Here is a 20,411-nt window from a genome sequence, read left to right on the forward strand (position 1 = left end):
CGCCCGTCACGGTCAGTTCGCCTGCGCCCGCGTCTTAGGGGCGGGCTTGTCCGCGGAAGCCTTGTCCGCTCCCTTGGGCGCGGGCTTGCCCGCCACCGCCGGCTGGGCGCAGCCCTTGGGACCGGCCGCTTTCGCATCGCCCCCCTGCCCCGGCACGAACATCGCCGAGACGCGCCCGCCCGCCACCGGGTCCATGTTCGCCCGGCCGGTCGCCATGTCGTAGACGAGGCGCGAGCCGCGGGTGACGTTCTGGCACTGGCTGAGCACGACGTTGCCGGTGAGGACGATGCGCTTGGCCTCCTGGTCGAACACAGCGTTGTCGCCGGTGGCGACCTGATCCTTCTGCGAGACCGTCACCGGCCCGGCGCACTCGACCCTGCGGATGCCGTTGCCGGCCAGCGCGTTCGCGTCCTTCGGCTTGTCGGCCTCGGCGTCGGCCGCCTTGCCGGGATCCTTGTCCCGGTCGCGCTTGTAGTGGACGGTGAGCGACGAGCAGCGGATCGTGCTGTCGCTCTGCACGGCGACGACGTTGCCGGCGAAGACCGCCTTGTTCTCCTTGTCGAACACGTCGAGCCGGTCGGCGTCGATCTTGATCGGTCCCTTGCCGCCGCCGACGGTGCCGAGCGGGGCGGGCTTGGCATCCTTCGCGGCCTCTTTCGCCGCCGGCGCCTGTGCGACGGCGTCCGCCTCCGGGGCGGTGAGCGCGAGCGCGAGGGCGGCGAGCAGGGCGCGGGCGACGGGGCGGCTCATCGGCCGGCCTCCGGCGCCTCGGCGGCCGAGGTGCGGATGCGATCGGGCGCCTTGTTGCCCGCGTCCTCGCCGTGGAAGACCGCCTGGACCCGGCCGACGAAGGAGACGACGCGGCCGTTCTCGATCACGTCGAGGCTGTCGGCCGTGATCGAGCCCGCCGGCACCGTGACGGTGACGGGCTTGGCCGAGTGGACACTGCCGGCCTTGAAGTCGACGGTGGCGACCGAGAGGCGGATCTCCTCGCCCTTGTCGGTCCAGAGGCGGATGTCGTTCTCGAGGTTGAGCGATTCCTTGGACGAGTCGAACACCCCGCCCTGCGCCTGCAGGTAGGCGCGCCCGCCCTTGTCGTCGGTGGCGACGTGGCCCTTCATCGCCTGCAGCTCGATGATGCTCGGCTTGCGCACGTCCTGCTGCGCGGCGGTCGCGGTGACCTCGTAGCCGCGCTCGCCCTTGCGGAAGCCGGAGAGCCGCGGGCTCTCCATCGTGACCTTGGTGCCGGAGACCGAGATCGGCCCGAACTCGACCGCGGGCAGCGCCCCGGCGAGCGGCCCCCACAGCACGAAGCCCGCGAGCCCGAGCACGGCGAGGCCCGCCGCCGCGGGGATGACGCGGCGCAGCGTGCGCACCTGGGCGCTGTGGCGGTGCGCCCGGCGATGGGCCCGGCGGCGGCGCGCGTTCTCGTTCGCGGCCAGCGCGTCGGCGCCCGTGTCCGTCCGGAGGGTGTCGGCCACCTGCATCGCGTTCCCGAGAGGGTCGGCGCGTGCGGTCGCGCCAGGGCCGGCCGGATGGGCCGCCGCAATGGCGAAGTTATGGCCTGGACTTCAGGAAATGATCAACGCCGCCCGCGTGCGCCCCCGCACCGACGCGCCCGCGAAACGCTTCGAAGTCCCGGCTTCCGCGCAGTCCGCCCCCGGCCGTTGCACCGCCGCATCACGTCTGCGGGGCAGGCAGGGGAGCAGGCATGGGGTCAGGAATGCGCAAAAATGTCGGTCTCGGGCCAGCCGGCGAGGTCGAGTCGGGCCCGCGTCGGCAGGAAGTCGAAGCAGGCCTGCGCCAGATCGGTGCGGCCCTCGCGGGCCAGCATGGCGTCGAGCCGCTCGCGGGCCGCGTGGAGATGGAGCACGTCGGAGGCCGCGTAGTCGATCTGCGCCTGACTCAGGGTCTCGGCGCCCCAATCGGAGGATTGCTGCTGCTTCGAGAGATCGACGCCGACGCATTCGCGCACGACGTCCTTCAGGCCGTGCCGGTCGGTATAGGTGCGGGCGAGCTTGGAGGCGATCTTGGTGCAGTAGACCGGCCCCGGCATCACCTCGAAGGTTCGGTACAGCACCGCGAGGTCGAACCGGGCGAAGTGGAAGATTTTCAGCACGGCCGCGTCGCCGAGAACCTGCTTCAGCCGCTCGGCCCCATCGCCGGGGCGGATCTGCACCACGTCGGCGGTGCCGTCGCCGCGGGAGATCTGCACCACGCAGAGCCGGTCGCGGTGCGGGTTGAGCCCGAGCGTCTCGGTGTCGATGGCAATCGCCGGGCCCGGCGCGAAATCGGCCGGGAGGTCGCCCCGATGTAGTCGGATTTTTTGGCTGTGGGCGGACATCGTGGGCTTGGTGCGAGAAGAGGCTGCGACGGCGCCTAGCACCGCCGCAGCCCCCTCGAAAGGCCCGCTCGGCCGCATCGGCTCACTTTTGCCGGGCGATGATCCGGTCCTTGATGTCGGCGTAGACGGCCTCCGGGATGATCTTCTTGTGCACGAGCTCGTCCTTGCCGCGGTAGGGGCGGCCCTTGACGATGGCGGCCGAGCGCGCCTCGCCGATGCCCTTGAGCCCGCTGAGTTCCTGGGCCGAGGCGGAGTTGATGTCGATGAGAGCCGTCTTGTCGGCGGGTGCCTCGGGCTTGGCAGCATCGGGCTTGGCCGGCGCCGTCGGCGGGCTCGCGGGCGCCGCGGTCGGGGGCTTGGGCGCCGTGGGGGCTGCGGGGCTCGGGCTCTGCGCGAGCGCCGGGGCGGCGAGCAGGGCGAAGGTAGCGGCGAGGATGGCGATACGGGACGCGCGCATGTCGATCTCCCGACATCCGGCCCGATAGGGCCGGAGGATGTCTGCCGGATTCGCGGGCGGAGAGTCCTTCGGCGCCGCGTCGGCGATGTGACGGTTAGGGCCGGCCGTTTGAACCGTTTTTGAACGGGGAAGCACGGGCTTCGTCGTGAGCCGAATTATGGGCCGACCGGAACCGGGCCGGATGCGGGCCGTTCAGGCACCGCCGCCGGGTGCCGCTTCTCGACATCAGTCGACGAGACCACGCCCGGCCTCACGACAGGAGAACGACATGGTCGACACCGACAGGATCACCGGCGCCGCGCGCGATCTCGGCGGCCGGATTCAGGGCGCGGTCGGCGACCTGACCGGCTCGCGCCGCGATTCGGCGGAGGGCCGCCTGCGGGAGGCGGGGGGCACGGCCGAGAATCTTTACGGGCAGGCCAAGGACGCCGTCCGTCACGCCGCCGACAGGGCGCACGACTACGTGGACGAGGCTCAGGACTACGCCGAGGACGCCTACGAGCGCGGGCGCCACGCCGTGCGCGAGGGCCACGACCGCTCGGCCGAGTGGCCTCACGTCTCGCTGCTGGTCGCCGGCCTCGTCGGCTTCGGGCTCGGCTTGCTGGTCAGCGCCCGGCGCGATTGAGCACCGGCCGTCCGGGTTCGGACGGGAGCCGGATGCGGCTGCGGGATCGTCGACCCATCACGCCTCGACGAGCCGCATCGCCTCCGGCTCCGGCCGGGGGGCGCTGCGGGTCTGGTTGCGCCCGCCTTCCTTGGCCGCGTAGAGCGCCGCGTCCGCCCGGCGGTAGAGATCGTGTCCCGTGTCGTCCGGGCCTTCGGGGCCGACGGCGAGGCCGATGCTCACCGTCACCGTTCCGGGATCGATGCCGGCGGCGGGAATCGCGAGGCCGGCGACCGCCGCGTGCAGCCCGGCGGCGAGGCGAAGGGCCCCGCCCCGGTCGGTCCCCGGCAGCAGGATCGCGAATTCCTCGCCGCCGATCCGGCAGGCGAGGTCGCCCGGGCGGCGGGCGCCGCCGGCCAGCCGCGCGCCGAGTCCCCGCAGCACCGCGTCGCCGACGCTGTGACCGTAGCGGTCGTTGGTGCGCTTGAAATGGTCGGCATCGACGACGAGCAGGGCCAGCGGCTCGCCCGAGCGCCGTGCCTCGGCCCAGCGCAGCGCCAGAGCCTCGTCGAAGCGGCGTCGGTTGGCCAGCCCCGTGAGCCCGTCGGTGTGCGACAGCCGCGCGAGTTCGGCCTGCATCGCCGCGCTGCGGGCCAGTTCGCGCCCGAACAGCAGCGAGAGCGCGACGGCGATCCCGCACAGGACCAGCACCGCGAGCCCGATGACGAGCGCCTTCCCCCGCCACTCGGCCTCGATCGCCTCCACCGAGAGCGCGACGTTGAGGATGAGCGGCAGGTCGCCGACCTGGGTGAAGGCGTAGGAGCGCTCGACCCCGTCGCGCACGGAGCGATCGGTGAAGAGGCCGCTCCGGGCGGCGGCGAATTGCCGGAAGGTCGAGGCCCCGGCGATGTTGGCGCCGATATCGCCCTCTCTCAGTGGATGGCGCATGAGCCGCGTGCCGTCGCGCAAGTAGAGGTTGATCGCCCCCTCGGGCCCCAGTCCGACGCGCGCGAAGATCCCCTCGAAGTACGACAGCCGGAGGCTGCCGAGCACCACGCCGCCGAAGGAGCCGTCCGGCTTGTCGATCCGCCGGCTCACCACGATCACGGGCACGCCCATCAGCTTCGAGATCACCGGGCGGCTGACGTGGAGGCCGAGATCGGCCCGCTCCCGGTGCGCCTTGAAGTAGTCCCGATCGGCGTTGTTGACCCGGCGGGCGGGCAGCGCGCTCGCGTCGATGATGCTGTCGCCGTTCTCGTCGAGGACGAGGATCACGCCCATGTCCCGCGCGGTCACGGCGCGGTCGAACAGGATGAGCTGGCGCAGCAGCGGGCTGACCTCGTTCACGCCGCTCGCCTTCAGGTTGTCGATCACGGCGCGCAGCGACAGGTCGATGACCTCGAAGTTGCGGGCGATGTCGCCCTCCAGCACCTGCAGGAGGTTCCGGGAGGTCCGTTCCGCCCGGTCCCAGGCGTCGCGCCGCAGATCGAGCAGCATCAGGCCGGAGAGGGCCAGCATGCCGAGCGGCGCCAGGATGCCCAGGGCGATCCGGGTTCGGGCGGAACGGAGCCCCCGCGCGAGGCGGAGCGGCGGTGTCATCGGGCGCGTTCCGGTTGCATCGTTTCGGGCATCTGGCCGGAGGGGACTTAAGAACATCTTTTCGTGAGGGGGCGGGGCTCCTCGCCGGACATCCCTTGCGTGTCCCGCCTTACGTGTCCCGCCTTACGTGTCTCGCCTTGCGTGTCTCGGCGGCCACACGGGAACGTGACAGGGCGGAGGGGATTGGCGGCCGCCCGACCGGAACCGTCGGGCCGGGAAAGGCTTAGCGCGGCGCAGCCGGATCGGGCCCCGCAAGCACCCGTCCGTCCGCCGCTCTTCTCCAGCCCCGAGGCCGCCGATGGTGCCCGAGTCAGCCCCCGCTTCCGCCCCGGAGCGCCAGCCCTCGCGCGCGGCCCTGCGCGGCCTCGACGCGCTCAACTTCACCCTCGCGGACGTGCGCGACGGGCTCGGGCCCTATCTGGCGATCTATCTGCTGGCGGTGCGCGGGCCCGATCAGGGCTGGAACGAGGCGACCATCGGTCTCGTCATGACCATTGCGGGCATCGCCGGTCTCGTCGCCCAGACCCCGGCGGGCGCCCTGATCGACCGCAGCCGCAACAAGCGCGCCATCGTGATTGCCGCCGCGCTCGCCGTCACCCTGAGCTGCCTCGTCCTGCCCTGGATCTCGAACTTCGCGCTGGTCGCGGCGACGCAATCCGTCTCCGCCATCGCCGGGGCGATCTTCCCGCCCGCGCTCGCCGGCATCACGCTGGGCATCGTCGGCCCCCGATACTTCGCCAAGCAGATCGGCCGCAACGAGGGCTTCAACCATGCGGGCAACGCCGTCTCGGCGATGCTGGCGGGGGGGCTGGCCTACCTGTTCGGGCCCATCGTCGTGTTCTGGCTGATGGGCATCCTCGCCGCCCTCTCCATCGGCGCCATGCTCTTGGTCCCGGCCAAGGACATCGACGACGACCTCGCCCGCGGCCTCGACCACGCCGAGGACCAGGGCGCCGAGCAGCCCTCCGGCCTCAGCCTGCTCCTGCGCAATCGGCACCTGATGCTGTTCGCAGGGCTCTGCGCCGCCTTCCACCTCGCCAACGCGGCGATGCTGCCTTCCGTCGGCCAGCTCCTGACCAAGGTGGTCGGCAAGGACTACGCGACCTCGCTCATCGCGATCTGCATCGTCGCGGCCCAGCTCGTCATGGTGCCGATCGCCGTGATGGTCGGGCGCAAGGCCGACCAGTTCGGCCGCAAGCCCATCTTCCTGGCCGCCTTCGGCTTTTTGGCGCTGCGCGGCGTGCTCTATACCGTCTCGGACAGCCCGTTCTGGCTGGTTGCGGTGCAGTGCCTCGACGGCATCGGCGCGGGCATCTTCGGCGCGCTGTTCCCGATCGTGGTGGCGGACCTGACCCGCGGCACCGGGCGCTTCAACGTCGCGCAGGGGGCGGTCGCGACCGCCCAGGGGCTCGGCGCCTCCTTCAGCGCGACGCTGGCTGGCGTCATCATCGTCGGCGCGGGGTATTCCGCCGCCTTCCTCGTGCTGGCGTCCATCGCGGCGGCGGGTTTCGTGGTCTACTTGCTGTTCATGCCCGAGACCTACGGCTACGAGCCGAAGCAGGGCGCGACCGGCGGCCCGACCGCCCCCGCCGCCGCGGTGCCGGCGGAGTAGGTCCTCCTCCAACCGGCGCTCATCCCGACCGATGCTCGGAGCGGACGCGATCGCCGGCGGATCGATGCGTCCCGCGCATCGATGCCGGTCTCAGCGCTCCGGCGGGATCGAGTAGGTGCCGGTGGCGTGGCAGACGATGTCGTCGGAGCCGGGGCTCCGGATCGCCACCTCGCCGACCGCGAGGCGCCGCCCGAGCTTGAGCAGGCGGCACTCGGCGAGAAGCGCGCCGGGGCCGGGCCGGCGCAGGAAGTTGAACGACAGGTTCGTCGTCACCGCGAGCCCCACGGGGCCGATATTGGCCAGGATCGCGGCGTAGAGCGCGTAATCGGCCAGCGCCATCATCGCGGGGCCGGAGACGGTGCCGCCGGGGCGCAGATGCTGCGCGCCGCCCTCCAGCCGCATCCGCGCCGAGAGCGGCCCCACCGCCTCCAGACGGTAGGGGCGCCCGCCCGCGTTCATCTGCGGGAAGTCGCGGTCGAGGAAGGCGATCGTCTCCTCGAGCGTCATCGCGGTGGTGCTCATGCCCTGCCTTGCAGCACGGCCCGGCTTGGCCGACAAGGGCCGTCATGATCCCGACCCTCGACGGCGCCCCGGACGGCCTCTCCACGCGGCACGATCGCTACGCGGACGCGCGGATTCGCGAGATCCTCAAGGCAACCCGCTCGATCGCGCTGGTGGGCGCCTCGGCCAACCCGGCGCGCCCGAGCTACATCGTGTTCAAGTACCTGTCGGAGCGCGGCTACACGGTGATCCCGGTCAATCCGGGCCTCGCCGGCCAGAGCCTGCTCGGCCGGCCGGTGGTGGGCCGCCTCGCCGACCTGCCCGGCCCGGTCGACATGGTCGAGATCTTTCGCAATTCCGCCGCCGCCGGCCCGCTGGTCGACGAGGCCCTGGCGCTGCCGACCCTGCCGAAGGTGATCTGGATGCAACTCGGCGTGCGCGACGACGCGGCGGCCGAGCGGGCGGAAGCCGCGGGCGTCGCCGTCATCATGAACCGCTGCCCCAAGATCGAGTACGGGCGGCTCTCGGGCGAGATCGGCTGGACCGGGGTGAATTCGCGGATTATTTCCGCCAGGAAGCCGGTGATGGCCAAGGGCGGGGTGCAGAAGCGGACGATCGACGCGCCTTAGACAGTAGCTACAACTACGATCAGACTCTCATTGCATTGGCGTCAAATACAATTTATGAGAGAGGCTAGGTGGTGATCAGATGCTTTTAGGTGGTTTCGATGGATGTTAGACAGTCCGATATTGATAGCCTAGAAGAAAGAGTAAGAAAACAATCCTACAGTAAGTACATGCTAAATTTAAGAATGCATAATGTAAGAAGCTTTAAGAATCAGCTTGTAACTTTTGACTTTCCAATCGCTGCAATTATCGGCACCAATGGCGGAGGAAAATCGACAATTCTTGGCGCTATCGCACTTGCTTATAAAGAAACGAAACCAGGCAATTTTTTCCCAAAATCAAATATTGGTGATAATAGTATGGCGGACTGGCGTATAGACTATGAGATAATTGATAGAACGGTCGCAAAGTCAGGAACATTTTCAAGGAATGCAAGGTTCGTCTCTGCCAAATGGCGTAGGGAGAATGTTGCAGAGCGTGATGTTGTGACTATACCAATCCAGAGGACTGTGCCGGCAAATGAACTTGCAAAATTTCGGCAGTTTATTGGTATAATACAAAAAACTGGCGTAAAAAAGACACCAATCAATCCGAAAATTGCGGAGCATGTTAGTAGAATTTTAGGAAAAGATGCGAGTAACTATATGCGTGTTTCTCTCAAATCTGATAAAAACAAAAGCATTCTTGTTGGGATGAAGGACGCCAATGATTATTCCCAGTTTCACTTTGGAGCTGGAGAAGCATCGATCATCGAAATGGTGTCCAAAATTGAAGAAGCTGACGATAATTCCCTCATTTTAATAGAGGAAATTGAAAACGGCCTTCATCCGCTAGCTACGAGAAAGATGGTCGAGTACCTTTTTGATGTTGCAAAAAGAAAGAAGGCACAAATTTTATTTACAACTCATTCTGAGTATGCGCTAGACGTCTTGCCGGCAAAGGCGATCTGGGCGTGCATAGATGGTTCAGCATATCAGGGTAAGCTGACTATTGAAAGCTTGAGGGCGCTGACCGGATCTGTTGCTAAAGAGCACGCTATATTTGTCGAGGACGAATTTGCTAAGGATCTTTGCGAGGAAATGATGCGACAATATGGGATTGACGCATTCGATAGGATACAAGTCCATAAAGCTGGAGGATACCCGTACGTCGTCGAGGTCTTAAATCATCATAATAATAATCCAACTATCAAGCATAAGGCGGTCGCGTTGATTGACGGAGATAATCCCCCTTTAACCAAGGCCAATGAATATGTTTTTGAGTTGCCTGAAGGAGCGCCCGAATCAATCATTTTTGGTTACATAAAAGATAATGCGGCGGAAGTTGCTGCGCTTGTTCAGCAACGGTGTCAGTGCCCATCGATATCTCAAGATAAAATAGTTAAGTGCATAAATAATGTAATGATCGATACGACGGATCATCACCTATATTTTTCTAAGCTTGGTGAAAAGCTTGGATTTGTGTCCGAACTCGTTGTGAGAAGGGGGCTTTGTTCAATATACGTTCAAAACAATGAGGATAAAATCAAACCGATTATAGAAAGTATCAAGAAGAAATTGTCAATATAGTCAGTATGATTGCATATCAGGCTACCTTCAGGCTTATGCCTGGAGGTAGCTCTTTGAGTTTAAGCCACTGTCAACCCGACATCCACATTGCCCCGCGTGGCGTTGGAATACGGGCAGATCTGATGCGCCGCATCCACGAGGCGCTGGGCGTCGGCGCGGTCGAGGCCGGGGAGGTCGACCGTGAGGTCGGCGGTGATGCCGAAGCCGCCTTCCGAGCGCGGGCCGATGCCGACGGTGGCGGTCACCTGGGTCTCGGCCGGGACCTTCAGCTTGAGCTGGCCGCCCGCGACCTTGAGGGCGCCGAGGAAGCAGGCGGAGTAGCCCGCGGCGAAGAGCTGCTCGGGGTTGGCGCCGGAGCCGCCCGCGCCGCCGAGCTCCTTCGGGGTCGAGAGCTTCACCTCGAAGCTGCCGTCCTCGGTGCGGGCGGAGCCGTCGCGGCCGCCGGTGGCGGAGGCGGTGGTGCGGTACTTCACGTCGACGGGCATGGTCTTCTCCTGTGGCTCAAGTGGGGCCGTTCGGTTCGGCTTGAGCGCGGAGATAGGCGACAACCGGATTGTGCGCAATCTAGATATTGCGCCCCATGCACAAGGCGCATGGGCTCCCGTCGTCAGCCCCCTCCCCCGGTCTCCGGCATGGCGAGGACGGCGAGGAAGCTGATCCCGGCGGCCGCCGCGAGGTAGAGCCCGACGAGGCCGATGCCGCCCTGGCCGACGAGCCACTGCGCCGCGAAGGGCGCGCCCGCCGCGCCGACGATGCCGGCGAGATTGTAGGTGACGGAGGCGCCGGTGTAGCGCACGCGGGTCGGGAAGAGTTCGGGCAGGAGCGCCCCCATCGGCCCGAAGATCCAGCCCATGGCGAAGAGGGCGAGGCAGAGGAAGCCGAGCACCAGGGCCGCCGCGCCGCCGCCGAGCATCGGCCCGATCAGCCCGCCGAGCGCGGCGGTGACGGCGAGCCCCGACAGCATCACGGGCTTGCGCCCGAACCGGTCCGCGGCGAGCCCGGAGAGCGGGATCGCCAGCGCCATGAACAGGATCGCCACGCACTCGAACAGCAGGAAGGTCTTTCGCGGGTAGCCGAGGCTCGCGGTGCCGTAGCTGAGCGCGAACACGGTCGAGAGGTAGAACACGGCGTAGGCCGCCACCATCGCCAAGGTGCCGAGCACGGTCGCCCGCCGATGCGCGGAAAAGATCGTGGCAAGCGGCACCCGCTCCGGCGGCGCCTCGGCGAGCGCGGCGCGGAAGGCCGGCGTCTCGGTGAGCTTCAGCCGCACGTAGAGCCCGACCCCAACGAGCGCCGCCGAGGCCAGGAACGGCAGGCGCCAGCCCCAGGCTTCGAACGCCTCCTGGCTGAGCCCCACGCTCAGGCCGAGGAAGAGGAGGTTGGCCGCGATGAAGCCCACCGGCGCGCCGAGCTGCGGGAAGATGCCGTAGAGCGCGCGCCGGCCCGGCGGCGCGTTCTCGACGGCGAGGAGCGCCGCCCCGCCCCATTCCCCGCCGAAGCCGAGCCCCTGGCCGAAGCGCAGCAGGCAGAGCAGCGCCGGCGCCCACCAGCCGATCGCGGCGTAGCCCGGCAGGCAGCCGATCAGCACGGTCGAGACGCCCATGATCATCAGCGAGGCCACCAGCGTGGCCTTGCGCCCGACCCGGTCGCCGAAATGCCCGAACGCCGCCGCGCCCACCGGCCGGGCCACGAAGGCGATGGCGAAGGTGGCAAACGCCTGGAGCGTCTGCACGCCGGGCTCGCCCGCGGGGAAGAAGATCGGCCCGATCACCAGCGCCGCGGCGGTGGCGTAGATGTAGAAGTCGTAGAACTCGATCGCGGTGCCGACGAAGCTCGCGATCAGGATGCGGCGGGCGGACGGGGCGGTCATCGGTCTCGGAATTGTCCTGGGTGGGCGCGTCGCCGGCTTAGGGCCGCGGGCGTGGCCGTGGCAATCCGGACGCCGCGACTTCCCGCACTTCCCCTCTCCGCCTTCTGAATACATCCCGCGACACGTCCGCCCTGCGCCCCGTGCCGTGACGCGGCGCACCCGGCAGGGCCGCGGCGGCGGATTAAATCTCAAATATATTTGCGTGACAATTCGCACTTTCAAAATACAATTCGAAGTAATACCTTCGTTTTGTCGGAGAAAAACAACCAAAAAAGCTCAAGTCTCAGGGATTAACGAGAAAGGTTATGGTCATGAAGCGCATCGTTGCTGTCAGTGTTCTGGCGATGGTGGTGGGGTTGCCGGCGGCGGCGCTGGCGGATTCCGGCGGCGGCAGCCGTCAGCCGGCCGGGGGCGGCTTCATGAGCAGCTACCAGGACGACCCCTACCACGACCCCCGCTCGCTCCACTCGCAGCGGGCGGGCACCGGCCAGATCCTCGGCGCGCCCATGCTGAGCGAGAATGCCGGCGCCAAGGGCGGCCCCGTCCGCTCGGCGATCCGCCGCGGCGAGGTCGATCCGAACTGGGCGACGACCGGCAGCGTGACGAAGAAGCGTCGCCTCCAGCGCTGACCTGAAACCCGGCGGCGCGGCTCCAAGGCTGCGCCGCCTCCCCGTCTCGCCGCGCCGGCCCTCGCGGGCCCGACCGTCCCGGGCCGTCCCGGCGGCGCGATGCCGCCTGCCCGGATTACTGCAGTGCAGAAGAGCGTGGCCCAGGCACACGGCCTCGTGAACGATTCGAGGCTCTTCGCGCCCTGTTCCATCGGGTTCGAATGAGTTTAGCCTGCGCTCGCTAAGTCGAAACCGCCTGCGGCGGGACAAAAACCGACCCGCCGCACCAAATATCTCAGTCGTTGCAGTGCACTGTACGTGCCGACGACCCTGAAGAACGAGGATCGGCGTGGACGATATCATTCAAGGTATCTCGAATTTTCGTGGCAATATCTTTCCGGGGCAGCGGCAGATGTATCGGCAGCTGGTCCGCGACGGGCAGCATCCGCAGGCGCTGATCATCGCCTGTGCCGATTCCCGCGTCTCGCCCGAGCACATCACCCAGGCCGGCCCCGGCGACCTCTTCGTCTGCCGCAACGCCGGCAACATCGTCCCGCCCTTCAGCCAGCAGAACGGCGGCGTCTCCTCGGCCATCGAGTATGCGGTGGTGGCCTTGGGCGTGCGCGACATCGTCGTCTGCGGCCATTCCGATTGCGGCGCCATGAAGGGGCTGATGACGCCCGAGGCGCTCGCCTCCATGCCGAACGTCGCGGCCTGGCTGCGCCACAGCCACGCGGCGAGCCGGATCGTCTGCGAGGCCTATCCCGCAGGGATGGACCCGAAGGACCATCACCGGGCGCTGGCGCTGGAGAACGTCGTCGTCCAGCTCAGCAACCTGCGCACCCATCCGAGCGTCGCGGCGGGCCTCGCCAAGGGCGAATTGCGCCTGCACGGCTGGTTCTTCGAGATCGAGAGCGGGCAGGTGCTGGCCTATTGCGGCGAGGCCGGCCGGTTCGTGCCGATCGATGAATCCGAGGACATGCCGGTCGCCCACACCCCCGCCCAGCGCATCGCCGCGCCCGAGATGGCGCGTGTCGCCGTCGCGGCCGAGTGAGGGATAACGCCATGCGCGCCTCCCTCTCGCGGCTGATGCCGCCGACGCTTGCGCGGGACCTGCCCGCCTCCTTCGTGGTCTTCCTCGTGGCGATGCCGCTCTGCATGGGCATCGCCATCGCCTCCGGCGTGCCGGCCGAGCGCGGCCTCATCACCGGCGTGATCGGCGGCATCGTCGTCGGCTTCCTCGCCGGCGCCCCGCTTCAGGTCAGCGGCCCGGCCGCGGGGCTCGCCGTCATCGTGTTCGAGTTCGTGCGCACCCACGGCATCGACGCGCTCGGGCCGGTCCTCGTCGCGGCGGGCGCGATCCAGCTCGTCGCAGGCGCCCTGCGCGTCGGCGGCTGGTTCCGGGCGATCTCGCCGGCCGTGGTCCACGGCATGCTCGCGGGCATCGGCGTGCTGATCGTGCTGGCGCAGATCCACGTGCTGACCGACGCGCTGCCCAAGGCCAGCGGCCTCGACAACCTCGTCGCCATTCCGGCCGCCTTCTTCAACTTCGTCTCCGGCGAGGGCAACCGCTTCGGCGCCATCGTCGTCGGCCTCGTCACCATCGCGGCGATGATCGGCTGGGAGAAGATGCGCCCGGCTCGCCTCAAGCTCCTGCCCGGCGCCCTCGTCGGCGTCGTCTCGGGCACGCTGGTGGCCGTCATCGGCGACCTCGCGGTCAAGCGCGTCGAGGTGCCGGAAAACATCCTCTCGGCCGTGACCCTGCCGGGCGCGGGCGATTGGAGCCGCCTGACCGAGCCGGCCATGATCGTGATGGCGATCACGCTGGCCGTCGTCGCCAGCGCCGAGAGCCTGCTCTCTGCCGCCGCCGTGGACCGCATGCACGACGGCCCCCGCACGCAGTACAACCGCGAACTCGGCGCGCAGGGCGTCGGCAACGTGCTCTGCGGTCTGGCCGGCGGCCTGCCGATGACCGGCGTCATCGTCCGCTCCTCGGCCAACGTCCAGGCGGGAGCCGCCACCCGCGCCTCGACCATCCTGCACGGCAGCTGGATCCTCGCCTTCCTACTCGTGCTGCCGATGGTGCTCAAGCTGGTGCCGACCGCGGCACTCGCCGGCATCCTCGTGGTCACCGGCTGGCGCCTCGTCAGCCCGGCCCATGCCCGGCACCTGCTCCAGCGCTACGGGCTGGCCACCGCCGCGATCTGGCTCGTCACCCTGGTGATGGTGGTCGCCACCGACTTGCTCACCGGCGTGCTGATCGGGCTGGCCCTCAGCCTCGTGCAGGTGGTGCCGCACCTGCTCAAGGGACGGCTCAGGATCGAGGGCGGCGCCGCGCAGACGGTGCAGGGCGGAACGCTGCAAGCGGTGCCGGAGCTGCGCCTCTCGGGCTCGGCCACCTTCCTCCAGCTGCCCCACCTCAACGAGGCCCTGGAGCGCACCCCCGAAGGCACCCCCGTGCGGCTCGCCGCCCAGGACCTCCACCACGTCGATCACACCTGCCTGGAGATGATCCAGGAATGGGCGACCCGCCGCGCCAAGGCCGGCGCCCGCGTCGAGGTGGTCGGCGGCGGCGGCGGGTTGAGGAACAGTCTGGCCATGGCGGCGCATGCCGCGCCGAAGGACTGAGCCGGAAATGAAGAAGCCCGGTGCCGCTCAAGCGGCACCGGGCTTCTTCGTGTCAGGGCGCTGCCCTGACGACCCGCCGAAGGGCTTGCCCTTCGGGAACCCATTACTGCGGGGAGCTAACCTTCCGAGCTGCTTCGAAGCGGTTGAGGAACCTCGGTTCCTTTTCGGGAGCGATCCGGATCGTCAGCGCGATGTCGCCGCTGTCCTCCGCCTGCCGGTCCAGCACCTCGGCGTTCTCGTAGAGCCAGTTCAGCGCCGCCCCGTCCTCCGGCGGCAGCGTCAGCGCGAAGGTCGAGCGGGCGCGGGCCACCTGCCCCTCGATCCGCTCGGCCAAGGCCGGCAGCCCCTCGCCCGTGAGTGCCGAGACGAGGATCGGCGCCGGTCCCGCGCCGCGATGGGCGGCCGCGAGATTGAGGAGGCGGGTGCGCTCGCCCTCGTCCAGCAAATCGGCCTTGTTCCACACCTCGACGATCCGCTCGGCGTCCGGCTCGATCCCGAGTTCGCGCAAGACCTGCTCCACGTCCTCGGCCTGGGCCTGGGTGTCGCCGTGCGAGACGTCGCGCACGTGCAGCAGGATGTCGGCCTCGATCACGTCCTCCAGCGTCGCCCGGAACGCGGCGATCAGCGAGGTCGGCAGGTCCGAGATGAAGCCCACCGTGTCCGACAGGATCACGGTCTCGCCGTGCGGCAGCTTGGTGGCCCGCGCCGTCGGATCGAGCGTCGCGAACAGCATGTCCTGCGCCTTGACCTCCGCCTTGGTCAGAGCGTTGAACAGCGTCGACTTGCCCGCGTTCGTGTAGCCGACCAGCGCGACGATCGGGTACGGCACCCGCGCCCGGCTCTTGCGGTGCAGCCCGCGGGTGCGGGTCACTGCGTCGAGGTCGCGCTCGATCTTGGTCATCCGCTCCTGGATCATCCGGCGGTCGGCCTCGATCTGCGTCTCGCCGGGGCCGCCGAGGAAGCCGAAGCCGCCGCGCTGCCGCTCCAGGTGGGTCCACGACCGCACCAGCCGGGACTTCTGGTAGGCCAGGTGGGCATGCTCCACTTGAAGCGTGCCCTCGCGCGTCGAGGCGCGTCGTCCGAAGATCTCGAGGATCAGGCCGGTGCGGTCGATGACCTTGGTGCCCCAGGCCTTCTCGAGGTTGCGCTGCTGCACCGGCGACAGGGCGCAATCCATCACCACGAGGCCGATCTCGTCCGCCTTGACGAGGCCCGCCATCTCCTCGACCCGGCCCTTGCCGAGATAGGTCGAGGGCCGCGGGCGCTGCACGTGCACGCCGATCGCCTGCGCCACGTCGAGCTCGATCGCGGCCGCCAGCCCGATGGCCTCGTCGAGGCGCGCGTCGTCGGAGCGGATGTTGTCCGGCTGGCCCGGCGCGAGGCGCTGGGCCGCGCGGGTGAGGTAGGGCCCGACCACGAGCGTGCGGGTCGAGGCGGCGATCTCGCCCTCGGGGGCGGCCTGCCGCTGGAGTCGCGCTTCGCCGGGCGTCTGAAGTTCGGTCATTCGGGCCTCTCGCCGGTCAACTCGCCACAGCGAAGCCGGCTCCGTAGTCGATGGGACGCAATGAGATGCAGTGCCGGGAAACGTCGCGGATCGACCCCGCTCCCGGCCCGGCGAGCACGCCCTTCGGCACGCGGCGTTCCGGAGCAGGGCGAAAGCGTCTCGCTCCATGCTCGGGGAACGACGCGCGCTCCCGCGGTCGGCTCCAACTCAAGCGATCAAATCATCGTCGTCAGGCCCAAACCATCAACCTCGAATCATCCGCGAACCGCGGCCCTCACGCCTTCTCGGGCGCGGTCTCGTCCGGCTCGAACAGCTGCACGGGGTGGCCCGGCATGATCGTCGAGATCGCGTGCTTGTAGACGAGCTGCGAGTGCCCGTCCCGGCGCAGCAGCACACAGAAGTTGTCGAACCACGTCACCACGCCCTGGAGCTTGACGCCGTTGACGAGGAAGATCGTCAGCGGAATCTTGTTCTTGCGGACATGATTGAGGAACGTGTCCTGGAGGTTCTGAGCGCGCTCGCCCGCCATTTTTCTTATCCTTGTTTCGCCACCGGCATCGCGGGAGCACAATTCGGTCTTCGCGGCGCTCAGCCGCCCGCGTCGCCGAAGACCGCTTCCCCAAGCCGCGCGTATTACAGGGCGAAGCTTCTCCGGACGCAAGCGTTTCCTCGCGCTCGCGTGACGCCGTACCCATCCTGTAGGCGGTCGATCCGGGCTACGGGCCGATGCCCAGCGACTTCAGCTTCCGGTGGAGCGCCGAGCGCTCCATGCCGATGAACTCGGCGGTGCGCGAGATGTTGCCCGAGAACCGGGCGATCTGCGCCACGAGATACTCGCGCTCGAAGATCTCCCGCGCCTCGCGGAGCGCCAGGCTCATCAGCTTCTCACCGCCCGCCCCCGTCGGCGTCGTCGGCACCAGCGCGCCGATCTCGGTCGGCAGCATCTCCGAGGTGACCTCCTGCTCCGGGTCCGACTGGGTCAGGATCATCAGCCGCTCGACGTTGTTGCGCAGCTGGCGGATGTTGCCGGGCCAGTCGTGCGACTGGAGCACCGCCATCGCGTCTTCGGCGATGCGCCGCCGCGGCAGACCGGTGGCGGCCGAGATCTGCTCCATGAAGAACGAGATCAGCTCCGGCACGTCCTCGCGCCGCTCGGCGAGCGAGGGAATGCGGATCGGCACCACCGAGAGCCGGTGAAAAAGGTCCTCGCGGAAGCGCCCGCCCGCGATTTCCTCCGGCAGATCGCGCGACGAGGACGAGATGATGCGGACATCGACGTGGACGCGGGCCGTGCCGCCGACCCTCTGAAAGTTCTGATCGACGAGGACGCGCAGGATGCGGCTCTGCGTCTCCTTCGGCATGTCGGCGACTTCGTCGATGTAGAGGGAGCCGCCATGGGCCTCCTCCAGCGCGCCGACGCGCCGCACCCGGCCCTCGCCGGCCTCGACGCCGAACAGCTCGGCTTCCATCGTCTCCGGCGTGATCGTCGCCGCGTTGATGACGACGAAGGGGCCGCTCGCCCGCGCCGAGGCCGCGTGGAGCGTGCGCGCCGAGAGTTCCTTGCCGGCGCCGGGCGCGCCGGAGATCATCACGCGGGCGTTGGTCGGGGCCACGCGCTCGATGGTCTGGCGCAGCTGGTTGACCGCGACCGAGGCGCCGACGATGCGGCTCGCTTGCCCCGAGCGCACCTTGAGGTCGCGCACCTCGCGCTTGAGGCGCGAGGCCTCCAGGGCGCGCTCGGCGACCAGGATCAGGCGGTCGGCCTTGAACGGCTTCTCGATGAAGTCGTAGGCGCCGGATTTGATCGCCGCGACCGCGGTCTCGATGTTGCCGTGGCCCGAGATCATCACCACCGGCAGGTCGGGATGGCCGGTCTTGATCAGGTCGAGCACCTGCAGCCCGTCGAGGCGCGAGCCCTGGAGCCAGATGTCCAGGAAGACGAGGTGGGGCCGGCGCGACTCGATCGCGGCCAGCGCCTCGTCGGAGCCGGCGGCGGTGCGGGTGCGGTGGCCCTCGTCGTCGAGGATGCCGGCCACGAGGTCGCGGATATCGGCCTCGTCGTCGACGATCAGGATGTCGGCGCTCATGGCTGCATCTCCGCGATGCGTCGCGCTTCCATGGCGCCCTCCTTGTTCTTGTCCATGCTCGTCCCGTCTCGCGGCGCGCCCGCCGGGCGGTCCCGTTCCGGTCCGGCGCCCTCGCCGACCTCCCGGGGCAGCCGCATGCGGACCTGTCCGCCGCGCCCCGCCGGGTTGTCGTTGAGCTCGATCCCGCCGCCATGCTCTTCGAGCACCTTCGACACGATCGCCAGCCCGAGGCCGGTCCCGCCCTCGCGGGTCGTCATATAGGGTTCGAGCAGGCGCTGGCGCCCCTCCGCCGGAAAGCCTTTTCCGTTGTCGGTGACGTCGATCACGACGAAGGCGCCTTCCACCGTGAGTTTCAGGCTCACGCGGCCCTTGCCCCCGTTCGCGGTCAGCACGTCCTCGGGCACGGCCTGCACCGCCTCGACGGCGTTCTTGAGGATGTTGGTCAGCGCCTGGGAAAAGAGCCGCACGTCGAAGGCTGCGACCACGCGGCCCCGCTCGTCCTCGCCCTCTGTGGCGAACGGGAAGTCGATGTCGGGATGCGCCATACGCAGCATGAACAGGTTCTGCCGGCCGATCTCGGCGAGGTCCTGCTGGGTGATGGCCGGCTTGGGCATCCGGGCGAAGGAGGAGAACTCGTCCACCATGCGCTTGATCTCGTCGACCTGGCGCACGATCGTGGCGGTGCACTGCTCGAACACCTCCTTGTCGGCGACGATGACCTTGCCGTACTTGCGCCGGATGCGCTCGGCCGAGAGCTGGATCGGGGTGAGCGGGTTCTTGATCTCGTGGGCGATACGCCGCGCCACGTCGGCCCAGGCCGAGGTGCGCTGCGCGGTGACGAGGTCGGTGATGTCGTCGAGCGTCACGACGTAGCCGCGGGCTTCCCCTTGCGCCTGCTCGCTCGTGACCCGCACCGCGATGGTGCGCTCGCGGCCCGCGCGCACGAGCTGGATCTGCTGCTGCAGCGCGCGCTGGCGCCCCTCCGCTTCGGGGAACAGGGCGGCGATCTCCGGCACCGCCTCGGTCAGCGGGCGGCCGACGAGTTCCGCGGCGGTCAGCCCCAGCGTCTTCTCCGCGCTCGGATTGGCGATGGTGATGAGCCCGCCCGCATCGACGCCGAGCACGCCCGGCGACACGCCCGAGAGCACGGCCTCGGTGAAGCGGCGGCGGCGGTCGATCAGGTCGCTGGCCGCGCGCAGGCCGTCGTGCTGGCGGCGCAGCTCCTGCGTCATCGTGTTGAAGCTCTCGCCGAGATGCGCGAGGTCGCCGTCCGATTTGCGCGCCGGCACGCGGGCGTAAAAATTGCCGGCGGCGACCTCGTCGGCGGCGTTGATGAGGCGGCGGATCGGCGCCACGAACCGGTTGGCGAAGTTGAGCCCGAACCACACCGCCGAGAGCAGCGTGATCAGCGCGATCAGCACGAAGACCGAGGCGAAGGTGACCTGGATCGAGTAGCGCAGGTCGTCGAAGGCGAGGTACTCGGCCGCCGCCGCGCGGGAGACGCCGGGGAAGTCAATGGCGAGCTGGCTGACCTCGCGCTGCACCAGCAGCACGGCGTTGTCGTAGGCCGGCATCCGCAGGAGGGCGGCGAAGACCCGCCCCTCGTTCGGCAGGAGGCAGATCGGGTCGCTGGATTTGGCCGCGTCCTCGAAGGCGGCGGCCGAGGGCAGCCTCGTCTGCTTCAGCACGTCGATGTTGGCGCGCGCGACGATGTCGTTGGGCCCGCGCATGATCTTGGCGATCGGCAGGCCGAGCGCTTGGGCGCGGGTGGTCATGAAGCCTTCGAACCACTCGCGGTTCACGTCGAATTGCGGGCGCGCGCGGGTCAGGTCGTCGGTGAGGATGCGGATCTCGCGGGCCAGCGACTGGCACTGGTTCTCCAGATGCGCGTCGGCGACCTGCACGGATTTCAGCACCACGTCGCGCACCCGGTCGGTGAAGCCGAGCGACAGGCCGCGGTCGAGCGTCACCGTCGCGACGATGGCGAGCAGGATGGTCGGGAGGATCGCGATCAGGCTGAACAGGCCGACGATGCGGGTGTGCAGCCGCGCCACCGTGGCGTGCGCCCGCCGCGCATGGAGGAAGACGCGCGATTCCCAGGCGATCACGACCACGAGGCAGAGCACGAGGGCGACGTTGATCGCCAGCAGCGTGATGCCGGTGCTCTGCGTCGGCGTGACCTTGATCAGGCCCGCCAGGATCAGGAACGTCACGCTCGCCGAGACCAGGGCAACGATGACGACCGCCGCGCCGATCCAGCCGGGGCCCCGGGGCGGTGCTGTGAAGGGTTGTGCTGCTGCGGCCGCGCCGTCTTCCACGGACGGGGCGTCGGACGGCGTCTCTCGGTTGCGTCGCGACAGGAGCGGCATCGCCGATGCAGGGCCACGACAGTGTGGCGAAATT

At 68.4% G+C, this 20,411-nt stretch carries 19 protein-coding genes; 7 read left to right on the top strand and 12 right to left on the bottom strand.

Annotated features, from left to right (window positions below):
* Positions 1-12: 12 nt before the first annotated feature.
* From HNR00_RS05285 to HNR00_RS05300, 4 genes are all read right to left on the bottom strand, one after another.
* Complete coding sequence (locus HNR00_RS05285; protein ID WP_183565990.1) at positions 13-750, bottom strand: LptA/OstA family protein; 738 nt, start codon at positions 748-750, stop codon at positions 13-15.
* Positions 747-1,487: an LPS export ABC transporter periplasmic protein LptC gene (locus HNR00_RS05290; RefSeq protein ID WP_183565992.1), complete on the bottom strand. Its 741-nt coding sequence runs from the start codon at positions 1,485-1,487 to the stop codon at positions 747-749. Before HNR00_RS05290 ends, HNR00_RS05285 begins: the two co-directional genes overlap by 4 nt.
* A gap of 230 nt (positions 1,488-1,717) precedes the next feature.
* Positions 1,718-2,344: a ribonuclease D gene (locus HNR00_RS05295; protein ID WP_183565994.1), complete on the bottom strand. Its 627-nt coding sequence runs from the start codon at positions 2,342-2,344 to the stop codon at positions 1,718-1,720.
* Positions 2,345-2,426: 82 nt separating this feature from the next.
* Positions 2,427-2,801, bottom strand: coding sequence for a ComEA family DNA-binding protein (locus tag HNR00_RS05300; protein WP_183565997.1), 375 nt, complete (start codon positions 2,799-2,801; stop codon positions 2,427-2,429).
* Between the two features lie 268 nt (positions 2,802-3,069).
* On the opposite strand from HNR00_RS05300, the gene HNR00_RS05305 reads away from it, so the two are divergent.
* On the top strand, positions 3,070-3,426 hold the full coding sequence (locus tag HNR00_RS05305) for a CsbD family protein (protein WP_183566000.1): 357 nt from the start codon (positions 3,070-3,072) through the stop codon (positions 3,424-3,426).
* Between the two features lie 57 nt (positions 3,427-3,483).
* Here HNR00_RS05305 and HNR00_RS05310 read toward each other — a convergent pair whose 3' ends face one another.
* Positions 3,484-5,004 (bottom strand): sensor domain-containing diguanylate cyclase, encoded by a 1,521-nt coding sequence (locus HNR00_RS05310; protein WP_183566003.1) that lies wholly within the window; start codon positions 5,002-5,004, stop codon positions 3,484-3,486.
* A 298-nt stretch (positions 5,005-5,302) separates the two neighbouring features.
* On the opposite strand from HNR00_RS05310, the gene HNR00_RS05315 reads away from it, so the two are divergent.
* Positions 5,303-6,616: an MFS transporter gene (locus HNR00_RS05315; RefSeq protein WP_183566006.1), complete on the top strand. Its 1,314-nt coding sequence runs from the start codon at positions 5,303-5,305 to the stop codon at positions 6,614-6,616.
* A 90-nt stretch (positions 6,617-6,706) separates the two neighbouring features.
* Here HNR00_RS05315 and HNR00_RS05320 read toward each other — a convergent pair whose 3' ends face one another.
* Positions 6,707-7,138 carry a PaaI family thioesterase gene (locus HNR00_RS05320; RefSeq protein ID WP_183566009.1) on the bottom strand — a complete coding sequence of 144 codons (432 nt, stop codon included), beginning with the start codon at positions 7,136-7,138 and terminating at the stop codon, positions 6,707-6,709.
* 44 nt (positions 7,139-7,182) lie between these two features.
* On the opposite strand from HNR00_RS05320, the gene HNR00_RS05325 reads away from it, so the two are divergent.
* Both HNR00_RS05325 and HNR00_RS05330 read left to right on the top strand, forming a co-directional pair.
* Positions 7,183-7,746, top strand: a complete 564-nt coding sequence (locus HNR00_RS05325; RefSeq protein ID WP_183566011.1) for a CoA-binding protein — start codon at positions 7,183-7,185, stop codon at positions 7,744-7,746.
* Between the two features lie 98 nt (positions 7,747-7,844).
* Positions 7,845-9,311: an ATP-dependent nuclease gene (locus HNR00_RS05330; RefSeq protein ID WP_183566014.1), complete on the top strand. Its 1,467-nt coding sequence runs from the start codon at positions 7,845-7,847 to the stop codon at positions 9,309-9,311.
* Positions 9,312-9,370: 59 nt separating this feature from the next.
* On the opposite strand, the gene HNR00_RS05335 is transcribed toward HNR00_RS05330, so the two are convergent.
* Both HNR00_RS05335 and HNR00_RS05340 read right to left on the bottom strand, forming a co-directional pair.
* Entirely contained in the window at positions 9,371-9,796 is a 426-nt protein-coding gene (locus tag HNR00_RS05335) for an organic hydroperoxide resistance protein (protein WP_183566017.1), read from the bottom strand.
* A gap of 122 nt (positions 9,797-9,918) precedes the next feature.
* Positions 9,919-11,181: an MFS transporter gene (locus tag HNR00_RS05340; protein ID WP_183566020.1), complete on the bottom strand. Its 1,263-nt coding sequence runs from the start codon at positions 11,179-11,181 to the stop codon at positions 9,919-9,921.
* 311 nt (positions 11,182-11,492) lie between these two features.
* Between HNR00_RS05340 and HNR00_RS05345 the strand changes: the two genes are divergently transcribed.
* The 3 genes from HNR00_RS05345 (at position 11,493) to HNR00_RS05355 (ending at position 14,417) form a co-directional block, all read left to right on the top strand.
* Entirely contained in the window at positions 11,493-11,810 is a 318-nt protein-coding gene (locus HNR00_RS05345) for a hypothetical protein (protein ID WP_183566022.1), read from the top strand.
* A 328-nt stretch (positions 11,811-12,138) separates the two neighbouring features.
* Positions 12,139-12,843 (top strand): carbonic anhydrase, encoded by a 705-nt coding sequence (locus HNR00_RS05350; protein WP_183566025.1) that lies wholly within the window; start codon positions 12,139-12,141, stop codon positions 12,841-12,843.
* An 11-nt stretch (positions 12,844-12,854) separates the two neighbouring features.
* On the top strand, positions 12,855-14,417 hold the full coding sequence (locus HNR00_RS05355; protein WP_183566028.1) for a SulP family inorganic anion transporter: 1,563 nt from the start codon (positions 12,855-12,857) through the stop codon (positions 14,415-14,417).
* 103 nt (positions 14,418-14,520) lie between these two features.
* Here the strand turns inward: HNR00_RS05355 and hflX are convergent, their stop codons facing one another.
* The 4 genes from hflX to HNR00_RS05375 form a co-directional block, all read right to left on the bottom strand.
* Positions 14,521-15,921, bottom strand: a complete 1,401-nt coding sequence (gene hflX, locus HNR00_RS05360; RefSeq protein WP_183566031.1) for a GTPase HflX — start codon at positions 15,919-15,921, stop codon at positions 14,521-14,523.
* 274 nt (positions 15,922-16,195) lie between these two features.
* Positions 16,196-16,450: an RNA chaperone Hfq gene (gene hfq, locus HNR00_RS05365; protein ID WP_003600267.1), complete on the bottom strand. Its 255-nt coding sequence runs from the start codon at positions 16,448-16,450 to the stop codon at positions 16,196-16,198.
* A gap of 187 nt (positions 16,451-16,637) precedes the next feature.
* Positions 16,638-18,008: a nitrogen assimilation response regulator NtrX gene (gene ntrX / locus HNR00_RS05370; RefSeq protein WP_183566034.1), complete on the bottom strand. Its 1,371-nt coding sequence runs from the start codon at positions 18,006-18,008 to the stop codon at positions 16,638-16,640.
* Complete coding sequence (locus tag HNR00_RS05375) at positions 18,005-20,377, bottom strand: sensor histidine kinase NtrY-like (RefSeq protein WP_183566035.1); 2,373 nt, start codon at positions 20,375-20,377, stop codon at positions 18,005-18,007. The genes ntrX and HNR00_RS05375 overlap by 4 nt, the downstream gene beginning before the upstream one ends.
* Between the last annotated feature and the right edge of the window lie 34 nt (positions 20,378-20,411).

This window comes from Methylorubrum rhodinum, assembly GCF_014199935.1.
GTDB classification, from domain to species: Bacteria; Pseudomonadota; Alphaproteobacteria; order Rhizobiales; family Beijerinckiaceae; genus Methylobacterium; species Methylobacterium rhodinum.